At 56.7% G+C, this 19,718-nt stretch carries 18 protein-coding genes and 1 pseudogene; 12 read left to right on the plus strand and 7 right to left on the minus strand.

The features are described 5' to 3' along the window. Positions 1-14 precede the first annotated feature (14 nt). Positions 15-1,334 (minus strand): serine dehydratase subunit alpha family protein, encoded by a 1,320-nt coding sequence (locus V6942_RS18550; protein ID WP_333501644.1) that lies wholly within the window; start codon positions 1,332-1,334, stop codon positions 15-17. A gap of 289 nt (positions 1,335-1,623) precedes the next feature. Between V6942_RS18550 and psiE the strand changes: the two genes are divergently transcribed. Next, on the plus strand, positions 1,624-2,034 hold the full coding sequence (gene psiE, locus V6942_RS18555) for a phosphate-starvation-inducible protein PsiE (RefSeq protein ID WP_064546622.1): 411 nt from the start codon (positions 1,624-1,626) through the stop codon (positions 2,032-2,034). Between the two features lie 178 nt (positions 2,035-2,212). Here the strand turns inward: psiE and malG are convergent, their stop codons facing one another. The 4 genes and pseudogenes from malG to malE all read right to left on the minus strand — a co-directional run bounded on the left by malG (position 2,213) and on the right by malE (position 5,982). Beyond that, on the minus strand, positions 2,213-3,103 hold the full coding sequence (gene malG / locus V6942_RS18560) for a maltose ABC transporter permease MalG (RefSeq protein WP_106928603.1): 891 nt from the start codon (positions 3,101-3,103) through the stop codon (positions 2,213-2,215). Between the two features lie 14 nt (positions 3,104-3,117). Continuing rightward, positions 3,118-4,662 (minus strand): maltose ABC transporter permease MalF, encoded by a 1,545-nt coding sequence (gene malF / locus V6942_RS18565; protein WP_106928600.1) that lies wholly within the window; start codon positions 4,660-4,662, stop codon positions 3,118-3,120. Continuing rightward, positions 4,617-4,781, minus strand: a pseudogene (locus V6942_RS23490) (hypothetical protein); the annotation flags it as partial. The pseudogene V6942_RS23490 and the gene malF, both read right to left, overlap by 46 nt. Positions 4,782-4,791: 10 nt before the next feature. Next, positions 4,792-5,982: a maltose/maltodextrin ABC transporter substrate-binding protein MalE gene (gene malE / locus V6942_RS18570; protein WP_106928598.1), complete on the minus strand. Its 1,191-nt coding sequence runs from the start codon at positions 5,980-5,982 to the stop codon at positions 4,792-4,794. 372 nt (positions 5,983-6,354) lie between these two features. Here malE and malK point away from each other — a divergent pair, with 372 nt between their 5' ends. The 5 genes from malK (at position 6,355) to ubiA (ending at position 11,520) form a co-directional block, all read left to right on the plus strand. Beyond that, positions 6,355-7,464, plus strand: a complete 1,110-nt coding sequence (malK, locus tag V6942_RS18575; protein WP_106928597.1) for a maltose/maltodextrin ABC transporter ATP-binding protein MalK — start codon at positions 6,355-6,357, stop codon at positions 7,462-7,464. Between the two features lie 100 nt (positions 7,465-7,564). Next, positions 7,565-8,890, plus strand: coding sequence for a maltoporin (locus V6942_RS18580; RefSeq protein WP_106928595.1), 1,326 nt, complete (start codon positions 7,565-7,567; stop codon positions 8,888-8,890). A 114-nt stretch (positions 8,891-9,004) separates the two neighbouring features. Continuing rightward, on the plus strand, positions 9,005-9,949 hold the full coding sequence (gene malM, locus V6942_RS18585; RefSeq protein WP_182929645.1) for a maltose operon protein MalM: 945 nt from the start codon (positions 9,005-9,007) through the stop codon (positions 9,947-9,949). 187 nt (positions 9,950-10,136) lie between these two features. Next, positions 10,137-10,634 (plus strand): chorismate lyase, encoded by a 498-nt coding sequence (ubiC, locus tag V6942_RS18590; RefSeq protein WP_106928591.1) that lies wholly within the window; start codon positions 10,137-10,139, stop codon positions 10,632-10,634. Positions 10,635-10,647: 13 nt separating this feature from the next. Further along, positions 10,648-11,520: a 4-hydroxybenzoate octaprenyltransferase gene (ubiA, locus tag V6942_RS18595; RefSeq protein ID WP_333501645.1), complete on the plus strand. Its 873-nt coding sequence runs from the start codon at positions 10,648-10,650 to the stop codon at positions 11,518-11,520. 138 nt (positions 11,521-11,658) lie between these two features. Here the strand turns inward: ubiA and plsB are convergent, their stop codons facing one another. After that, positions 11,659-14,088: a glycerol-3-phosphate 1-O-acyltransferase PlsB gene (plsB, locus tag V6942_RS18600; RefSeq protein WP_106928587.1), complete on the minus strand. Its 2,430-nt coding sequence runs from the start codon at positions 14,086-14,088 to the stop codon at positions 11,659-11,661. Between the two features lie 128 nt (positions 14,089-14,216). Here plsB and V6942_RS18605 point away from each other — a divergent pair, with 128 nt between their 5' ends. From V6942_RS18605 to V6942_RS18620, 4 genes are all read left to right on the plus strand, one after another. Next, complete coding sequence (locus V6942_RS18605; RefSeq protein ID WP_106928585.1) at positions 14,217-14,585, plus strand: diacylglycerol kinase; 369 nt, start codon at positions 14,217-14,219, stop codon at positions 14,583-14,585. A gap of 99 nt (positions 14,586-14,684) precedes the next feature. Further along, on the plus strand, positions 14,685-15,293 hold the full coding sequence (gene lexA / locus V6942_RS18610) for a transcriptional repressor LexA (protein ID WP_064546646.1): 609 nt from the start codon (positions 14,685-14,687) through the stop codon (positions 15,291-15,293). A 65-nt stretch (positions 15,294-15,358) separates the two neighbouring features. Then, positions 15,359-16,678, plus strand: a complete 1,320-nt coding sequence (gene dinF, locus V6942_RS18615; RefSeq protein WP_106928584.1) for an MATE family efflux transporter DinF — start codon at positions 15,359-15,361, stop codon at positions 16,676-16,678. A gap of 124 nt (positions 16,679-16,802) precedes the next feature. Beyond that, positions 16,803-17,012, plus strand: a complete 210-nt coding sequence (locus V6942_RS18620; protein WP_106928582.1) for a CsbD family protein — start codon at positions 16,803-16,805, stop codon at positions 17,010-17,012. Positions 17,013-17,065: 53 nt separating this feature from the next. Here the strand turns inward: V6942_RS18620 and zur are convergent, their stop codons facing one another. Then, on the minus strand, positions 17,066-17,581 hold the full coding sequence (gene zur, locus V6942_RS18625; RefSeq protein ID WP_106928580.1) for a zinc uptake transcriptional repressor Zur: 516 nt from the start codon (positions 17,579-17,581) through the stop codon (positions 17,066-17,068). 126 nt (positions 17,582-17,707) lie between these two features. Here zur and V6942_RS18630 point away from each other — a divergent pair, with 126 nt between their 5' ends. Together V6942_RS18630 and V6942_RS18635 are read left to right on the plus strand one after the other, a co-directional pair. Beyond that, positions 17,708-18,196, plus strand: coding sequence for a cupin domain-containing protein (locus V6942_RS18630; RefSeq protein WP_333501663.1), 489 nt, complete (start codon positions 17,708-17,710; stop codon positions 18,194-18,196). Between the two features lie 172 nt (positions 18,197-18,368). Then, positions 18,369-19,616 carry a conjugal transfer protein TraF gene (locus V6942_RS18635; RefSeq protein WP_333501646.1) on the plus strand — a complete coding sequence of 416 codons (1,248 nt, stop codon included), beginning with the start codon at positions 18,369-18,371 and terminating at the stop codon, positions 19,614-19,616. Positions 19,617-19,718 lie beyond the last annotated feature (102 nt).

Genomic DNA, 19,718 nt, shown 5'->3' on the forward strand with positions numbered 1-19,718 from the left:
ACTGCCTCGTGGGTTCAATGCGCGACGCTGTCGACGAGCACGGCGTCGCGTGGAAACGACTTGTCCACCATAATGCTGATAATCTCTTTGTCGGTATGCGTCATCGGGTGAACCACCAGCCGGCACAAATTATTGATGGTTTGCTCTACGTCGCGGCATACAATGCCGTCGTTAGCGCTGGCGCAGCTGTTCTGCATTGCCATCAGCACCGCTTTGAAGGCGCTGGAAACCACCGAAGACACTTTCATCGCACAGCTATTAGACGCGCCGTCGCAAATCATGCCGGTAATGTCGCTAACCATGTTGGTAATCGCGGCGTTGATGACATCGGGATCGCGGGTGAACAGCCAGGCCATGCCTGCCGCCGAGCCCATGGCCGCCGTCGAGGCGGCGCAAAGCGCGGACAGACGGGTATAGCGCGAGTGGATGGAGATGGCCGTCAGGTGCGATAGGGCCAGCGCGCGCGCCAGAGTGTCTTCATCGGCATTGAGATGGTTTGCGACGGTCACGACTGGCATCGTCGCGGTTATCCCCTGGTTGCCGGAGCCGAAGTTAGACATCGCAATGACCGGTGCGCCGCCCATGCGGGCATCGGAGGCGGCAACGGTATCAATGATCACTTTGCTCATCAGATCGTTGCTCATCAGCCCTTTATTTACCGCATCGGCGAACGCGCCGTTAATATTCAGACCGTATTTTTTGCGTTTACCTTCCTGCGACAGCGCCGAGTTCAGGCGGCCTGCTTCGAGGATAAACGCGATCTCTTCCGCGGGTGCTGCGGTAATAAAATCGAATGCGTCCCGCAGGCTGAAGGTTGGCAGCGCGTGAGGGTTCGCGGCCTTCTCGTCAGGCTGTTCCAGCGCCAGCGGTTCATCGTTCAGATAGAGCGCCACCACGTTCGTGTGGGTGCCTTTGACCACCACGCGGCAGGACTGCCCGGCGGCGAGCAGCGTCAGGTCGAGGTGAATAAAATCGGACGTGTCCTCCACGTTAATCGTGACGTTGCCTGTGTTGATTAACGCGTTGGCTAATTCAACGTGGTGCTCGGTAATCCCTTCCAGCGCACGTAAGCCTTTATCAGCATGACCGCCAAAGGCGCCAATGGCGGCGGCCAGGCTTACGCCCGAAACGGTCGTGCCAGGAATGGTGACGCCCATGGCGTTTTTATACAGATTGGCGGAAATAAATCCGCTGATGCGCTCGCAGGGGCCGGGCAGATAGCGGGCGGCATAGGCTGCGGTAAATGCGATAGCCACCGGTTCGGTGCAGCCTAATGCAGGCGTAACTTCTTGCTTGAGCCACTGGATAAAAAGGGAAGGAGAGACGTAACGCATGCGGTGATGCCCCCAAATAAACCTGTTATTTATAAGGTTAATTTAGGTGCTTTTATGAGGAAAAACTTACTCTATTTTTCCTTGCCAGAGGCAATATAAAGAAAATTATTCTCTTTAAGCCGTTTATCACGCAAAAATGCACCAAGGTACCGCCTCCGATACCCGATCCGGGCTTGAATAACCGGATACGACGGGCCGCATGGCGGTGAAAAGTTGACCAGAAAAACTAGATCTGTATCACACTTTTGCGCTATACAAAGATCTCGGCCCAGCGAAAGAGGTGCTTGCTATGACGTCACTGACTCGCCCACGCGTAGAGTTTATCTCCACAATTTTGCAGACCGTCCTGAACCTGGGCTTGCTCAGCCTGGGCCTGATCCTGATTGTTTTTCTTGGTAAAGAGACGGTACATCTGGCCGATGTACTGTTTGCGCCGGAGCGCACCAGCAAGTACGAACTGGTGGAGGGGCTGGTGGTCTACTTCCTCTATTTCGAATTTATCGCGCTGATTGTGAAGTACTTTCAGTCAGGCTTCCATTTTCCCCTGCGCTATTTTGTCTACATTGGCATCACCGCGATTGTGCGGCTGATTATCGTCGACCATAAGTCTCCGCTGGATGTGCTGATTTATTCTGCCGCCATTCTGCTGCTGGTGATTACGCTGTGGCTGTGTAACTCGAAGCGCCTCAAACGCGAGTAGGCCTGATAAGCGCAGCGCCATCGGGCAATATCGCGCAGGTTGCCGGACGGGGGCGTTGAAGTATCCGACCAGCTTCCGATAGACAGGCAAAAAAAGAGGCGCTCCGAAGAGCGCCAAACAGTCACAAGTTAGGGTTCGTACAAGTTGAGGATGATAACAGTGGCATTAACGATGAAACTTAGCCCTTCACGCCGCCGGCCGTGAGGCCGTTTACCAGCCAACGCTGCGCGAGCAGGAAGACGACGGTAATAGGGATGGCGGAAAGGACAGCCGCTGCGGCAAAGTCGCCCCACAGATAGTTTTGTGGGTTGAGGTATTGCTGCATACCCACGGCCAGGGTGTAGCTGTTCACATCACGCAGCAAGAGCGATGCAACCGGTACTTCGGTAATGGCGGCGATAAACGACAGGATAAACACCACCGCCAGAATAGGTACGGAGAGCGGCAGCAGTACCAGGCGGAAAGCCTGCCACGGCGTCGCGCCGTCCAGTGAGGCTGCTTCTTCCAGCGAACTGTCGATCGTTTCGAAATAGCCTTTAATCGTCCACACGTGCAGCGCAATACCGCCGAGGTAGGCGAAGATCACGCCACCGTGGGTGTTCAGACCGATAAACGGAATGTACTGACCCAGACGGTCAAACAACGCGTACAGGGCAACCAGCGACAGCACCGCCGGGAACATCTGGAAAATCAGCATGCCTTTCAGCAGCGTCGCTTTGCCCGGGAAGCGCATACGGGCAAAGGCGTAGGCGCAGGTCGTGGACAGCGTCACGATACCGATGGCGGTGATGCCGGCGATTTTCACCGAGTTCCACAGCCACAGCAGCACCGGGAACGGTGGCGGCGTGACGCGACCGTCGGCGTGCTCAACGCTGAAGCCCAGCGCCAGTTTCCAGTGCTCCCAGGAGATTTTTTCCGGAATCAGGCTGCCGGTGGCGAAGTTCCCTTCGCGCAGCGAGATAGCAATAACCATCAGCAGCGGGAACATAATCGCCGCGATGAAAATCAGCAGCAGCAGGTGCGTGGTAAAGAGACGCAGTTTCTGAGATTTGGGTTGTACCATAGCCATGTTCGTTGTCTCCCTTAATCAAACTTCATGCGCGTGGCTTTCAGGTTCACGATAGCCAGTGCCCCTACCAGCAAGAAGATCAGCGTGGCAATCGCCGCCGCCAGGCCGAAGTCCTGACCGCCGCCGCCTTCGAAGGCGATACGGTAGGTGTAGCTCACGAGCAGGTCGGTATAGCCGGCCGGTGTGGTGGTGCCGAGTCTATCCGGACCGCCGTTGGTCAACAGCTGAATCAGCACGAAGTTGTTAAAGTTAAAGGCGAAGCTGGCAATCATCAGCGGCGTCAGCGGCTTAATCAGCATCGGGAACGTAATTTTAAAGAAGTTCTGGAACGGACCGGCGCCATCCATTGCCGAGGCTTCGTACAGGTCGTCCGGAATCGCTTTCAGCAGGCCCATGCACAGAATCATCATGTACGGGTAACCCAGCCAGGTGTTGACGATAACAATCATCGAGCGGGCGGTGGTCGGATCGCTGAACCAGGCCGGTTTGATACCGAACAGCGCGCTCAGCATCATGTTGATTTCACCAAAGCTCTGGTTGAACAGCCCTTTGAAAATAAGAATCGAGATAAAGGACGGCACGGCGTACGGCAGAATCAGCAGCACGCGGTAAATAGCTTTGCCCTTCAGCGCTTCCCATTGCACCAGACAGGCCAGCACCATGCCAACGGCCACGGTCAGAATAACGGTCAGCACCGAGAAGACGATGGTCCAGACGAAGATAGCGAAGAACGGCTTCTGGATGCCCTCGTCGGTAAAGACGCGGGTGAAGTTGTCCCAGCCGATGCTGACGGTGTAGCCCGGGCTCAGCTGTTCGCTGCCCCAGCTGCCGTCGGCGTTAACGCTCTGATAGAAACCAATATCGCTGTTAGGGCGATATTTGACGCCGCTCTGGTTGTTGGTCAGCAGGCCGTCGTCGGCCAGCGTATACAGCGGCTGGGTGCCAGAGAACTGGCGCAGTGAGCTCATGGTCACTTTGCTTTCATCCGGCAGTACCGCGGTGAGCTGATTCAGCGCCTGGCGGTTCTGGGTAACGACGCGCAGCGGCGCGTGCTCGCCGGTTGGCAGGGCGTCGGTTTCTTTTAACTGCAGCTTCTGCTCGCCGCCAATTTTAAAAGCGTCGGACAGATAATTTTTACCACTTTCGCCGTCGGTGAGGGCCAGCTGCCACTCATCGCCCGCCGGGAAGAGGGTGAAGTTATAGGTTTTGCCCGCCTGATAAGAACGGTCCATCAGCACCTGCTGGGCGCGCTCGAAGGTGAGCTGGTTGGTGCTGCTGTAGTTGGTAAAGGCGATGGCGATGGTACAAATCAGCGGGAACAGGACGAACAGCCCCATCCCGGCCATGCCAGGGTAAACGTAGCGCCAGGCGTAGGTTTTACGGTTGGCAAAAATATACAGGCCCGCTGAGCTTAAAATCAGCGTCATGATGGCGAACAGGTACTCCCCTTGTGCGTACATTAAAACTACAAGGTAACCCACCAGCAGGCCCAGCAGACCAATCACTGACCATTTCAGCGTGTCGCTTTGCCACCAATGATTCTTTTTAATGACATCCATGGGGATCTTCCTCTACAACGGTGAAACTTCCTGGCCGGAGAAGTGCCGGATGGCGGCATAAATGCCTTATCCGGCCTACAATCCTCCGTAGGCCTGATAAGCGAAGCGCCATCAGGCACATCGACAGCATTACTTGGTGATACGACCCTGTGCGTCTTTCAGTGCAGCATCGACGGTCTGACGACCGCTGGCGGCGTTGATGACGGCGGTACGAACGGCATACCAGAATGCAGACATCTGCGGGATGTTCGGCATGATTTCGCCTTTCTGGGCGTTATCCATAGTGGCCGCGATACGCGGGTCTTTGGCTAACTGATCCTGGAAGGATTTCAGCGCAACGGCGCCCAGCGGCTTGTCCTTGTTCACTTCTGCCAGGCCCTGATCGGTCAGCAGGTAGTTTTCGAGGAACTCTTTCGCCAGCTCTTTGTTCGGGCTCGCGGCGTTGATACCGGCGCTCAGAACACCGACGAACGGTTTAGACGGCTTGCCTTTGAAGGTTGGCAGCAGCGTCACGCCGTAGTTGATTTTGCTCTTGTCGATGTTTGACCACGCCCACGGACCGTTGATGGTCATCGCGGTATCGCCTTTGTTGAAGGCGGCTTCAGCGATGGAGTAATCGGTATCGGCGTTCATGTGTTTGTTTTTGATCAGGTCAACCAGGAAGGTCAGGCCCGCTTTCGCGCCAGCGTTGTCCACGCCCACGTCTTTGACGTCGTACTTGCCGTTCTCAAATTTGAACGCGTAGCCACCGTCGGCGGCAATCAGCGGCCAGGTGAAGTACGGTTCTTGCAGGTTAAACATCAGCGCAGATTTACCTTTCGCCTTCAGCGCTTTATCCAGCGCAGGAATTTCTTCCCAGGTTTTCGGCGGGTTAGGCACGAGGTCTTTGTTGTAAATCAGGGAGAGCGCTTCTACTGCAATCGGGTAAGCAATCAGCTTGCCGTTGTAGCGTACGGCGTCCCAGGTGAACGGATAGAGTTTGTCCTGGAAGGCTTTGTCCGGGGTGACTTCGGCCAGCAGACCAGACTGCGCGTAGCCGCCAAAGCGGTCATGCGCCCAGAAGATGATATCCGGGCCGTCGCCGGTTGCGGCAACCTGTGGGAATTTTTCTTCCAGCTTATCCGGATGTTCTACGGTCACTTTAATGCCCGTATCTTTCTCGAATTTCTTACCTACCTCGGCCAGGCCGTTATAGCCCTTGTCGCCGTTGATCCAGATAACCAGCTTTCCCTCATCAATTTTTGCCAAAGCAGAGGCGGAAAACATCATCGTGGTCAATGCGGACAGCGCGAGGATGCGAGCGCCAGTTTTGATTTTCATATATCCCGTCCTTTCTAGGTGATGTACTCGTGGATACACAGAGGTGGTTTAACGTCGTTGAGTTTCCTTTTTTAGCAACCCCTTTCCATCCTCCTGACCTCTACGCCCCGAGGGTGATTAATGTGATCGCTGTAACATAAACCCCGGTTATGAGTCCCAGCGCACAAAAAAAAGCGCCGTTTTTTGTCGGCCCCGTCACGATTTTCGTTCGGAGGCTGCGCCGCCGGGGGCAGAGCGCGCCTTCTCATCCTCCCGTCTCCTCCCCCATAAAAAACAGGGGGGGTGGAGGATTCACCTCAATGATGTGTGTTGCATAGTCAGGTTCATCTTGAATGTGTCGTTTGGTGACAAGTTGTAACGAGGGAGAAGGGCATGGCGAACGTACAGCTACGCAATGTAACGAAAGCCTGGGGCGACGTGGTGGTATCAAAAGATATCAACCTCGATATCCAGGAAGGGGAGTTCGTGGTGTTTGTCGGGCCGTCCGGCTGCGGCAAATCGACGTTGCTGCGTATGATCGCGGGTCTCGAAACCATCACCAGCGGCGATCTGTTCATCGGTGAAACCCGCATGAACGATGTTCCGCCCGCCGAACGCGGCGTGGGGATGGTGTTCCAGTCTTATGCGCTGTACCCCCATTTATCCGTTGCCGAGAACATGTCTTTTGGCCTGAAGCTGGCCGGCGCTAAAAAAGAAGTGATCAACCAGCGCGTTAATCAGGTTTCTGAAGTTCTGCAATTAGCCCATCTGTTGGAACGTAAACCGAAGGCCCTGTCCGGCGGTCAGCGTCAGCGTGTCGCTATCGGCCGTACGCTGGTGGCCGAGCCGCGCGTGTTCCTGCTGGATGAACCCCTTTCTAACCTGGACGCCGCGCTGCGCGTACAGATGCGTATTGAAATCTCCCGTCTGCATAAACGTCTGGGCCGCACGATGATTTACGTGACCCACGATCAGGTCGAAGCCATGACCCTGGCCGACAAAATCGTGGTGCTGGACGCGGGTCGCGTTGCGCAGGTCGGTAAACCGCTTGAGCTGTATCACTATCCGGCCGATCGCTTTGTCGCGGGCTTTATTGGTTCGCCGAAGATGAACTTCCTGCCGGTCAAAGTCACCGCCACCGCCATCGAACAGGTCCAGGTTGAGCTGCCAAACCATCAGCAAATCTGGCTGCCGGTTGAGAGTAACAACGTGCAGGTTGGCGCCAACATGTCGCTGGGCATTCGCCCGGAGCACCTGATGCCGAGCCACATCGCCGATGTGACGCTGGAAGGCGTGGTGCATGTTGTCGAGCAGCTGGGCAACGAAACGCAAATTCATATCCAGATCCCCGCCATTCGTCAGAACCTGGTTTACCGCCAGAACGACGTGGTGTTGGTAGAAGAGGGTGCCACATTCGCCATTGGCTTGCCGCCAGAGCGCTGTCATCTGTTCCGTGAGGATGGCACCGCATGTCGTCGGCTGCATAAAGAGCCCGGCGTTTAAAGGCCCCATAAAAAGTAAACATCTAACCCCCACGTCGCTAGCGATAAGGCGATACGGGGTGAAATGTTAAAAAAGAAAAGCAATGATCTCAGGAGATAGAATGATGATTACTCTGCGCAAACTCCCCGTGGCGGTTGCCGTCGCAGCAGGCATTATGTCTGCTCAGGCAATGGCCGTAGATTTTCATGGCTACGCGCGTTCCGGCATCGGCTGGACGGGTAGCGGTGGCGAACAACAGTGTTTCCAGGCAACCGGTGCTCAAAGTAAATACCGTCTGGGTAACGAATGTGAAACCTATGCCGAATTGAAATTAGGCCAGGAAGTGTGGAAAGAAGGCGATAAGAGCTTCTACTTCGACACCAACGTGGCTTACTCCGTCGCACAGCAGAACGACTGGGAAGCGACTGACCCGGCGTTCCGTGAAGCGAACGTCCAGGGTAAAAACCTGATTGACTGGCTGCCAGGCTCCACCATCTGGGCCGGTAAGCGTTTCTACCAGCGTCATGACGTTCACATGATCGACTTCTACTACTGGGATATCTCGGGTCCTGGTGCAGGTATTGAAAACGTCGATCTGGGCTTTGGTAAACTGTCTCTGGCAGCGACCCGTTCTCAGGAAGCCGGTGGTTCTTACATCTTCACCAGCAACAACACCTACAAGAACTACAAAGATACTGCCAACGACGTGTTTGACGTTCGTTTAGCCGGTCTGGAAACCAACCCGGACGGCGTGCTGGAGCTGGGCGTTGACTACGGTCGTGCGAACTACACCGACGGCTACAGCCTCGCTGACGGCGCGTCAAAAGACGGCTGGATGTTCACTGCAGAACACACTCAGAGCATGCTGAAAGGCTACAACAAGTTTGTTGTTCAGTACGCAACTGACTCGATGACCACTCAGGGTAAAGGCCAGTCTCAGGGCTCCTTCACCGGTAACGATTACAACAAAGATACCGAAATCGGTATTGTAAACAACAAGATCAATAACGATGGCGACATGTGGCGTATCCTCGACCACGGCGCAATCTCCCTGGGCGACAAAGTTGACCTGATGTACGTCGGTATGTACCAGAATATCGACCGTGACGACGGTAACGGCACCAAGTGGTGGACCGTCGGCGTTCGTCCAATGTACAAATGGACGCCAATCATGAGTACCCTGATGGAAGTGGGTTACGACAACGTGAAGTCTCAGCGTACCGGCGACACCAACAACCAGTACAAAATCACCCTGGCGCAACAGTGGCAGGCTGGCGACAGCATCTGGTCCCGTCCGGCCATCCGCGTGTTCGCAACCTACGCGAAGTGGGATGAGAAATGGGGTTATGACAACGGTATTGCTTACAAAGATACCAGCGCGAAAACCTACAGCCGTGGCGACAGCGATGAGTGGTCCTTCGGTGCTCAGATGGAAATCTGGTGGTAATTCAGCACTAACCTGACGTAACAACCGACGAGGGGCGTAAGCCCCTCTGTTCCTTGAGGTTTAGCGCGCTATTGCCTGGCTACCGCTAGAACTCCGCATTCTGAGGTCATCATAATGAAAATGAAAAAAAGTCTCGTTGCTCTCTGCTTATCTGCTGGATTAATGGCGAGCGTCCCGGGCATCAGCCTCGCCGACGTCAACTATGTGCCACAAAACACCAGCGCCGCCCCGACGATTCCAACCTCTGCGCTTCAGCAGCTGACCTGGACGCCGGTAGACCAATCCAAAGTGCAGTCCACCCAGCTTGCGACCGGCGGTCAGAGCCTGAACGTTCCTGGTATCACCGGCAACGTGGCGGCCTACAGCGTCCCGGCTAACATCGGTGAACTGACGCTGACCCTGACCAGTGAAGTCAACAAGCAAACTAACGTATTTGCGCCAAACGTGCTGATTCTCGATCAGAACATGACGCCTTCTGCCTTCTTCCCCAGCAGCTACTTCACCTACCAGGCACCGGGCGTGATGAGCGCCGACCGTCTGGAAGGGGTGATGCGCCTGACGCCAGCGCTGGGCCAGCAGAAGCTGTATGTCCTGGTCTTTACGACCGAGAAAGATCTCCAGCAGACCACGACTCTGCTGGACCCGGCAAAAGCCTACGCGAAAGGCACCGGTAATGCCGTACCGGATATTCCGGACCCGGTAGCCAAACACATTACCGACGGCTTAGTGAAGCTGAAAGTGAAAACCAACAGCAGCTCCAGCGTGCTGGTTGGCCCGCTGTTCGGCTCTTCCGGCCCGGCGCCGGTCACCGTCGGCAACACGGCGGCACCGGCCTACAGCGCGCCAGCGGCAGCCCCAGTCGCAGCACCTGCGCCAGCGCCAGCGGCGAAGGCGGAACCGATGCTGGATGATACGGAAAGCTATTTCAACAACGGCATTAAACAGGCGGTAGCGAAAGGGGATATCGACAAAGCCCTCAAGCTGATGAATGAAGCCGAGCGCCTGGGCTCTAAATCTGCTCGTTCCACCTTTATCGGCGCTGTAAAAGGCAAGGGGTAAGTTCTCCCCGCAGCGCTGATGTTTAGGCGAAGCCTTTCGGTGTGCCCTTGTGGGCGCACCTTTTTTATCGCGCAACGCAAACTGTTGCACTGCTGTTGCGCTAATGATCGTATTTGACCATTCCTGCACCCCCTCACGCGACTTTCTGCGATACAATGGCGAAACGCTTTGTATTGGAGAGACAGGCATGTCGCACTCTGCACTGACGCAACTACGCGCGCTGCGCTATTTTGACGTCATTCCCCCGCTTGAACCCGCTCAGCGCGACTGGCTGATGCTGGAAGATTCCATGACCAAACGGTTTGAGCAGTTCGGGAAACCCGTCAGCGTCACGCTATTAAATGAAGAATTTGTCAGCCGCGACTCGCTGGCGGCTGAGCAGCATCTGCTGCCAGAAGAGGCTCGCTATTGGCTGCGGGAAATATTATTGTGCGTCGGCGGTGAACCGTGGCTTGCCGGGCGCACCGTGGTGCCAGAGTCGACCCTCTGCGGGCCGGAGCTGGCGCTGCAAAACCTGGGGCAAACGCCGCTGGGTCGCTACCTGTTTACGTCGTCAACGCTGACGCGAGATTTTATTGAGATAGGTCGTCATGATGCGCTGTGGGGGCGTCGTTCCCGCCTCCGCTTAAGCGGTAAACCGCTGCTGTTAACCGAGCTGTTTTTACCGGCATCGCCGCTGTACTGAGAGGAAAAAAAGAATGGAGTGGAGTCTGAAGCAGAATAAGCTGCTGGCCTACCATCGGCTGATGCGCACGGACAAACCGATCGGCGCGCTGCTGCTGCTGTGGCCGACGCTGTGGGCGCTGTGGGTCGCCTCGCCGGGTGTGCCGCCGCTGTGGATCCTGGCGGTCTTTGTGGCGGGCGTATGGCTGATGCGCGCCGCGGGCTGCGTAGTGAACGACTATGCGGATCGTAAATTTGACGGTCACGTCAAACGGACGGCAAATCGACCGTTGCCGAGCGGGGCGGTCACGGAGAAAGAGGCCCGTACGCTGTTTATCGTGCTGGTGGCGCTTTCCTTCCTGCTGGTGCTGACGCTCAACGCGATGACCATTTTACTGTCAATCGCGGCGCTGGCGCTGGCGTGGGTTTACCCGTTTATGAAGCGTTATACCCACCTGCCGCAGGTGGTGCTGGGGGCGGCGTTTGGCTGGTCGATTCCGATGGCCTTCGCGGCGGTGAGCGAGACGCTGCCGCTGAGCTGCTGGCTGATGCTGCTGGCGAATATTCTGTGGGCGGTGGCTTACGACACGCAGTACGCGATGGTAGACCGTGACGATGACGTGAAAATCGGCATCAAATCCACGGCGATTTTGTTCGGCGACAATGACCGCCTGATTATCGGTATTTTGCAGACATGCGTGCTGGTGCTGATGGTGGCGATTGGCTGGCTCAACGGCCTGCACTGGGCGTTCTACTGGTCGATACTGATCGCCGGTGCGCTGTTTGTGTACCAGCAGAAACTGATTCGCCACCGCGAACGCGGCCCGTGCTTCCAGGCATTTATGAACAATAACTACGTGGGGCTGGTGCTGTTTATTGGCCTGGCGATGAGCTACTGGCAGTTTTAAATGCGGCCTGTAAACGCCTTATTCGGGCTACGCTGCCACTCGCGTGTGTAGGCCTGATAAGCGCAGCGCCATCAGGCGTGGCATTCGGTCACCACGCGATAAAAAAATCCCCGGCTTTCTGACCGGGGATTTTTGTTTTTACTGCGCCGCCTCTTCCTGCGTTACGCTCTCAATCGTCAAGCGCACGTCCGAGGTAATCAGGCCCGCCATCATCTGGTAAACCTTCATCGTCTCTTCCGGCTCGGCGTCACCGCTGTCGCTGATATAACCCTCATCGCGGAGCGTCAGCACCAGCGAGGAGAACACCGCTTTATCAAAGAACTCCGGCGAGTTGATGCCGTGCAGCACCGACAAACGCTGTGCCAGCGTACGGCTCTCTTTCTCCAGCGTGCTGCGGTTCATCGACGGGTTGCCGCTCAGCAGCCAGAAGGTGATCGCATAGCGCTGCAGCGTTTCGCGTGCGCCAGCGGCCAGCAGTTGCAGCGTGCGGGAGTGCGAAGCGTTAATCCGCAGGTTGCCGTTCTGCTCGGTAATCAGCTCCTGACGGACCATTTCGGCAATCAGGGTGTCCATCACCGACGGCAGCGCCTCGCGATCCCAGCGCAGGAACAGCTCGGCTTTGAGCATCGGGTACAGCGTACCAATGATGCTCAGCACCTGCTCGCGAGAGATCTCACGATGCTGGGTCATGATGGCCGCCAGCAGCGACGGCATGATCAGCATGTGCGCGATGTTGTTGCGGTAATAGGTCATCAGCACCGCCTGCTCGCGCGGCAGAATAATGATGTCGCCGATAGTGTCTTTCTCGACTTCGAACTTATTCATCTGCAGAGCATGGTCGATAAGCTCGCTGGCGGTGGCTTTTGGTGCGGTGGCATCCGGTGAATACGGCGCATTGCGCATCAGTGCCAGGTAGCATTCTACCTGCTGCGTCAGCTGCTCGCGGGTGAGCGAACGCTGGCGCGAGGCCAGCAGCGCGGTGCAGCACAGGTTCATCGCGTTCGCCGCACCGGCGTTGTTAATACGCACCATCAGCTCGCCTGCCAGCTTGTTGACGGTCGGCGTCAGCCATGCCGGACGCACGGCTTCGATTGGGTCGATAGACTCGCGCCATTCCGGCACGTGGTGGTTCAGGTAGGTCATCAGCGGCATCGGTTCGCCGAAGTTGACATAGCCCTGGCCGAGGTTGCGCAGCTTGCTCAGCCCGCGCAGCATCTGCGGCAGGCTCTCTTTTTCTTTCGTCGCGCCGCGCAGCTCTTTGGCGTAGGTACCCACTTCCATCACGTGCTCGTAGCCGATGTAAATCGGCACCAGGGTGATAGGTCGGGAACCGCCGCGCAGCATCGCCTGAATGGTCATCGACAGGGTGCCGGTTTTCGGGTCCAGCAGACGGCCGGTACGCGAGCGCCCGCCTTCCACGAAGTACTCGACGGAATAGCCGCGGCTGAACAGCTCGCCAAGGTATTCACGGAACACGGTGGAGTAAAGCTTGTTACCCTTAAAGGTACGGCGAATAAAGAACGCGCCCAGACGACGGAAAATCGGACCGGCTGGCCAGAAGTTCAGGTTGATACCGGCGGCAATATGCGGCGGCACCAGGCCCTGATGATAGAGCACGTAAGAGAGCAGCAGGTAGTCCATGTGGCTACGGTGGCAGGGCACATAGACAATTTCATGGCCGTCGTGCGCCAGCTGGCGTACGCGCTCGGCGTTATGGACGTTAATGCCCTGGTACAGACGGTTCCAGGTGAAGCTGAGGATACGGTCAGTCAGGCGAATCATCTCGTAGGAGAAGTTGGCCGCAATCTCTTCCATTAGCGCAATCGCATTCTGCTGTGCTTTTTCATGGGAGATTTTTTTGCTGCGCGCTTCATCTTCGACCGCTTTCGCAATGGCTTTCGAAGCCAGCAGCTTTTTGAACAGGTCGTGACGTGCCGGCAGGCGCGGGCCAACCGCAGCCAGGCGCTGACGGGCAAAGTGCATGCGGGCAACGCGTGCTAGCTTCTGGGCGATGATTTTATCGGTGCCGTGTTCGTCGGCCATGCGGCGCAGCGACACAGACGGCGAGAAGCGCACGAAGCTATCGCGACCAAGCCAGGAGACGGCGAAGAATTTCTGGAAGCCGTTGAGCATACGCAGCGGCGGATTTTCCTCGCCTTTTTCGCGGCCCGGAGAGCGCCCGAACATCACGGAAACCGGCACCATTTGCACATCCAGGTCCGGATTGCTGCGGTGCAGATCGAGATAGTCGTGGAACAGCTTGATCGACTCTTCCTTCGGCGTGTAGTAAGTGAACACGCGCGGGCCGCCGTGAATAAACACGTAGCGCGGCAGCAGAGTGCCGTCGATTTCCAACGGTTCAAGCGGATCGGGTAAATCATGCGCCAGGCACTGGGCGCGCAGCGTCAGCAAGTCGGCCTTAGAGTTATAAGGCAGGACGTACATAATCGGGCGCGACGTATCGAGCCCCAGTTCCTGGGCAGGTTCTGCCGGAATAGACTTGCTTTTTACCAGTACGCTTAATGGTAAATTCAGTAATTTGTAGTAAATTCGTGGCCAGCCGGACATAAACGATGTAAAGCCTCTGGTTAATCATGCAAATGCGCGGCAAGAATATCAGAAAGTCAGCAGAATTTCTGTTCTACCGCTGCATAACTCGCATTGTCATTGACGTAATAACAAAAAAGGTTCTTGAGATGGCCAATAATACCACCGGGCTCACCCGAATCATCAAAGCAGCGGGCTATTCCTGGAAAGGATTTCGCGCGGCGTGGATCAACGAAGCCGCATTCCGCCAGGAGGGCGTCGCGTCGGTGCTGGCGATTATCATCGCCTGCTGGTTGGATGTCGATGCGATTACCCGCGTGCTGCTTATCGGTTCCGTCCTGTTGGTGATGATAGTGGAAATTCTCAATAGTGCGCTGGAAGCCGTAGTCGATCGCATTGGCTCGGAGTATCACGAACTGTCCGGACGGGCAAAAGACATGGGGTCGGCGGCGGTGCTGCTGGCGATTTTTGTCGCGCTGATCACCTGGGGCATGCTGCTGTGGGCGCATTTCCACTAAAGCTGTGAAAACTGCCTGATTTCGTGCGTTTTATGGTTTCAAAATAGACACTAGCTGTATATACTCACAGCATAACTGTATATACACCCAGGGGGCGGAATGAAAGCGTTAACGACCAGGCAGCAAGAGGTGTTTGATCTCATCCGGGATCATATCAGCCAGACGGGCATGCCGCCGACGCGTGCGGAAATTGCTCAGCGCTTGGGGTTCCGTTCCCCGAACGCGGCTGAAGAGCACCTGAAAGCGCTGGCGCGTAAAGGTGTCATTGAGATTGTATCCGGCGCTTCTCGCGGTATCCGCCTGCTGGTGGAAGAAGAAGAGGGCCTGCCGCTGGTGGGCCGCGTCGCGGCGGGTGAGCCGTTGCTGGCGCAGCAGCATATCGAAGGTCATTATCAGGTCGATCCCTCGCTGTTTAAACCCAGCGCCGACTTCCTGCTTCGCGTCAGCGGCATGTCGATGAAAGACATCGGTATTATGGACGGCGACCTCCTTGCCGTGCATAAAACGCAGGACGTGCGTAACGGCCAGGTTGTGGTCGCGCGCATTGATGAAGAAGTGACGGTGAAACGCCTGAAAAAACAGGGTAACGTCGTCGAACTGCTGCCGGAAAACAGCGAATTTAAACCTATCGTGGTCGATCTGCGCCAGCAGAATTTCTCGATCGAAGGACTGGCCGTTGGCGTTATTCGCAACGGCGAATGGCTGTAACACCCGCTTTCTCATGACGGCGATACGCCCCGTATCGCCGTCTTTTTCCTTTCTGGTCGACACTCATGCCGCTACTTACCTCCGCCGATAAGGCCCTGTGGCGCCTTGCGCTACCCATGATTTTCTCCAACATTACCGTCCCGTTGCTCGGGCTGGTGGACACCGCCGTGATTGGTCATCTCGATAGCCCTGTTTATCTGGGCGGCGTGGCGATTGGCGCGACCGCGACCAGCTTCCTGTTTATGCTGCTGCTGTTTTTGCGCATGAGCACGACCGGTCTGACGGCACAGGCGTTTGGTGCGAAGGATCCGCAGGCGCTGGCTCGCGCGCTGGTGCAGCCGCTCATGCTGGCGCTGGGGGCCGGGCTGCTGATTATTCTGCTGAAAACGCCACTGATCAATCTGGCGCTCTCCATCGTTGGCGGCAGCGGCGAGGTGCTGGAGCAGGCGCGGCGTTTTCTGACCATCCGCTGGCTCAGCGCCCCCGCGGCGCTGGCTAACCTTGTGCTGCTGGGCTGGCTGCTGGGCGTACAGTACGCTCGTGCGCCGGTTGTTTTACTGGTGGTGGGCAATGTCCTGAATATCGTGCTCGACCTATGGCTGGTGATGGGGCTGCACATGAGCGTACAGGGGGCGGCGCTGGCGACGGCGCTTGCCGAATACGCCACGCTGCTGGTCGGGCTGGTGATGGTCCGCAAGGTGCTGGTGATGCGGGGCATCAGTTGGCTGATGCTGAAAAACGCCTGGCGCGGCAACATTCGCCGTCTGCTGGCGCTGAACCGCGACATTATGCTGCGTTCCCTGCTGTTACAGCTGTGCTTTGGTGCGGTGACCGTTTTCGGTGCGCGCCTCGGCGGCGACGTGGTGGCGGTAAACGCGGTGCTGATGACCATGCTGACGTTTACAGCCTATGCGCTGGACGGCTTTGCCTACGCGGTGGAGGCCCATTCCGGGCAGGCTTTCGGGGCGCGCGATGGCAGCAAGCTGCTGGAGGTCTGGCACGCCGCATGCCGTCAGGCGGGCGTGGTCGCGCTGGCGTTTGCGCTGGTGTACGCGCTGCTGGGGCAACAGATTGTCGCGCTGTTAACGTCGCTACCTGAACTGCAGCAGCTTGCCGATCGCTATGTGCTCTGGCAGGTTGTGCTGCCGGCGATCGGCGTGTGGTGCTATTTGCTGGACGGGATGTTTATCGGCGCAACGCGCGGCGCTGAAATGCGAAACAGTATGGCGGTGGCCGCCTTAGGCTTTGCGCTAACGCTGCTGGCGCTGCCGCTGCTCGGCAACCACGGGCTGTGGCTGGCGCTGGCTGTATTCCTCGCGCTGCGCGGGCTGTCGCTGGCGTATATCTGGCGTCGCCATTGGCGAAACAATAGCTGGTTTTCCTGAGAAATGGTTAAAGATTCCGAATAGTGAAATGAACCCAGAATGACTGACTACAATTAACCTCACGCTTAGCGAAAAAGAACGTGTCTCTTTCGCTATTCACTCACTGACGATCGAGGATTCGACGATGAATAAAGACGAAATCGGCGGTAACTGGAAACAGGTTAAAGGTAAAGTGAAAGAGCAATGGGGCAAACTCACCGACGATGATATGACGGTGATCGAAGGCAAACGCGACCAACTGGTCGGTAAAATTCAGGAACGCTACGGATACGCGAAAGATCAGGCGGAAAAAGAGGTCGACAGCTGGGATAAACGCCACAATATCCGCTGGTAACGCGCTTCTCCTGCCCGGAGTACACGGATGTACTCCCCCCGCTAATCGCTCGGTTAGCGGGCCTTTTTCTTCAACTGAATGGTATGGTCGTGATGACAGTGCTCATGCGCGCGGCAGGCTTCAACCTCGACGCAGGCAGAGCATAGGCCATGGGCCTCAATGACGTTGTGGCGTAGGGCAAAGCCCATTTTCGCCGCCAGCGTATGCATGATATCTTCCACCCCTTCTGCACACTCTTCTTTCACCACGCCGCAGCGATCGCAGATAAACATCGCGGAGGTATGCGTCGGCTGATCGAACAGATGACAGAGCACGTAGCTGTTGGCGGATTCCACCTTGTGTACGAAGCCTTGCTCAAGCAGAAACTCCAGCGCGCGATAGACGGTTGGCGGTTTGGCCTGGGGTTCTTTCTCGCGCAGCAGGTCCAGCAGGTCATAGGCGCTAATCGCCCCTTCCTGCAGGCTCATCAGGCGCAACACTTCCAGACGTTGCGGAGTCAGGCGCACGCCGCGTTGCGCGCACAGCTTCTCAGCCTGCGCTAACAGTTCTTGCGTGGTGGTCTTATCCATTGGCGTCCTCGGGTTACGGGTGAAATAAACCCCTACTTTACCATGTTATGCCGGAAACACCGAGTTTCCACAGGTGTGCTATAGGTGTGTTATAGCAGGTGAACTTCACACTCAGGATGAAAAATGATGAAAAGATCCGACTGTATTCGCCATTGGCGCGATGTTGAAGGACCCGACGACTCCACTTACCCCGACAGCGACGAGCGTTTTGCCATCGGTGCGCCGCTGGCCCGTGCGCTGGGGCTCAGGCATATCGGCATTCACCACGAACGATTACCGCCCGGCCGCCGCACCTCGTATCCGCACGCCGAAAGCGACGAGGAAGAGTTTATCTACGTGCTGGAAGGCTATCCACAGGCGTGGATTAACGGCTATTTGTGGAAACTTGAACCGGGTGACAGCGTTGGTTTTCCGGCCGGAACCGGCGTATGCCATACCTTCATCAACAACACCAGCGAAGAGGTACGGCTGCTGGTGGTGGGTGAAGCCAACAAAAAGCATAACCGTATTTACTACCCGTTGAACGCTGCTTATGCCGTCACGCGCGAAGACCGCTGGGTGGATCACCCACCGCAATTTTTTGGCCCGCACGACGGAAAACCTGGGCGAAAGTAATCTTATCTTCTATAAAAGATTAGGGTGCTTATTAATAATAACCAGCTTGTAGAAAATTTCAGTTAAGGGAACAGAACGCTTTTTGTCCCGTTATTCACAGCAATAGTTCGCCCCCGTTCAGGTGATAACGAAGGGGGGATTGTTTCATAACAGACAATAAGACGAGCAAACTGTGAAAAAAAACGACAAATTTTCGCTGATGGGGATCGCTGTCTCTTTCATTATGGCAGGGCAGGCAGAGGCGGCAAACGGCTGGGTTGAGGCCCGAAGCGATGCGATGGGTGGCACGGGGGTGGCTTCGGCGCCGTACGCCAGCGGGGCGCTGATTAACCCCGCGCTGCTGGCCAGGTCGCAGCCTGACGACGCGGTGACGCTGGTTTTTCCGACGATCGGCGCGCAGATATCCGATAAGGACGATCTGCGCAGCGAAATCGACGATATCAGCGACGATGTGAATGGCTACCGTAAAGCGCTCAACGGTGTGAATCCTGTGCAGCTGTTTGTCCCCGGCAGCCCGGGTTATCGTCAGGTATCCGGTGCGGCGGGGGATCTGGCGGATCGGCTATCATCCCTGAAGGGCAAAACTGCCAGCGCGAAAGCGGGGGCAGGGATGGTGGTGGCAGTGCCGAACGATGTACTGGCGGTGGCGTTTGTGGCAAAGGCCAACGCGCGCGCGCGCCTCAGCTCGTATATCGACCAGGGTGACATCGACACGCTGCGCCGCGTGCAGGCGGTGCCGGCCAGCGTGCTGATGGTCGATCCCAACAATCTGAAATCACAGGGATTTGGCCGCGCAGCGATCGTCTCTGACTACGGCGTGGCGATGGCCCGTCAGTTTAATCCTGGCGGCGTACCGATTTCACTGGGCGTTACGCCGAAGCTCCAGCAAACCTGGCTCTATAACTACACCGTCTCTATCTACAACTTCAGCAGCGACGACATCAACAGCAGCCGCTATCGCAATGATGATACGGGCTTTAACGTCGATGCCGGGATGACTGCCGATTTTGGCGAGAGCTGGACGGTGGGGCTCAGCGGGCAAAACCTGTTCTCGCGCGATATTGATACCAAAGAAGTGGCCGGCGTGCGCGATACCTACCAGATACGTCCACTGGTGACCGCTGGGGTGGCCTGGCACACCGATCTCGTGACCTTAAGCGTCGATGGTGATTTGACGCAAACCAAGGGCTTTAAAAGTGAAGAGGCGTCGCAGTACGTAGGCGTTGGCGCAGAAGTGCGCCCGCTGGACTGGCTGGCGGTGCGCGCGGGTTATCGCGCTGATGTAAAAAATAACGACAGCAACGTCTTTACTGGCGGCGTCGGCTTTGCGCCCTTTAATCGGGTGCACGTCGATCTGATGGGACTGTACGGCGAAGAGCAAACCTGGGGGGCAGGGATGCAGCTTAGCGTCATGTTCTGACCACGGATCTTGTAGGCCGGATAAGGCGTTTACGTCGCCATCCGGCAACGTGCGCTGGACCGCCTGATGGCGCTGTGCTTATCAGGCTTACCCCAGCTGCCA

The organism is Kluyvera genomosp. 2, from assembly GCF_036759865.1.
Classification (GTDB): domain Bacteria; phylum Pseudomonadota; class Gammaproteobacteria; order Enterobacterales; family Enterobacteriaceae; genus Kluyvera; species Kluyvera ascorbata_B.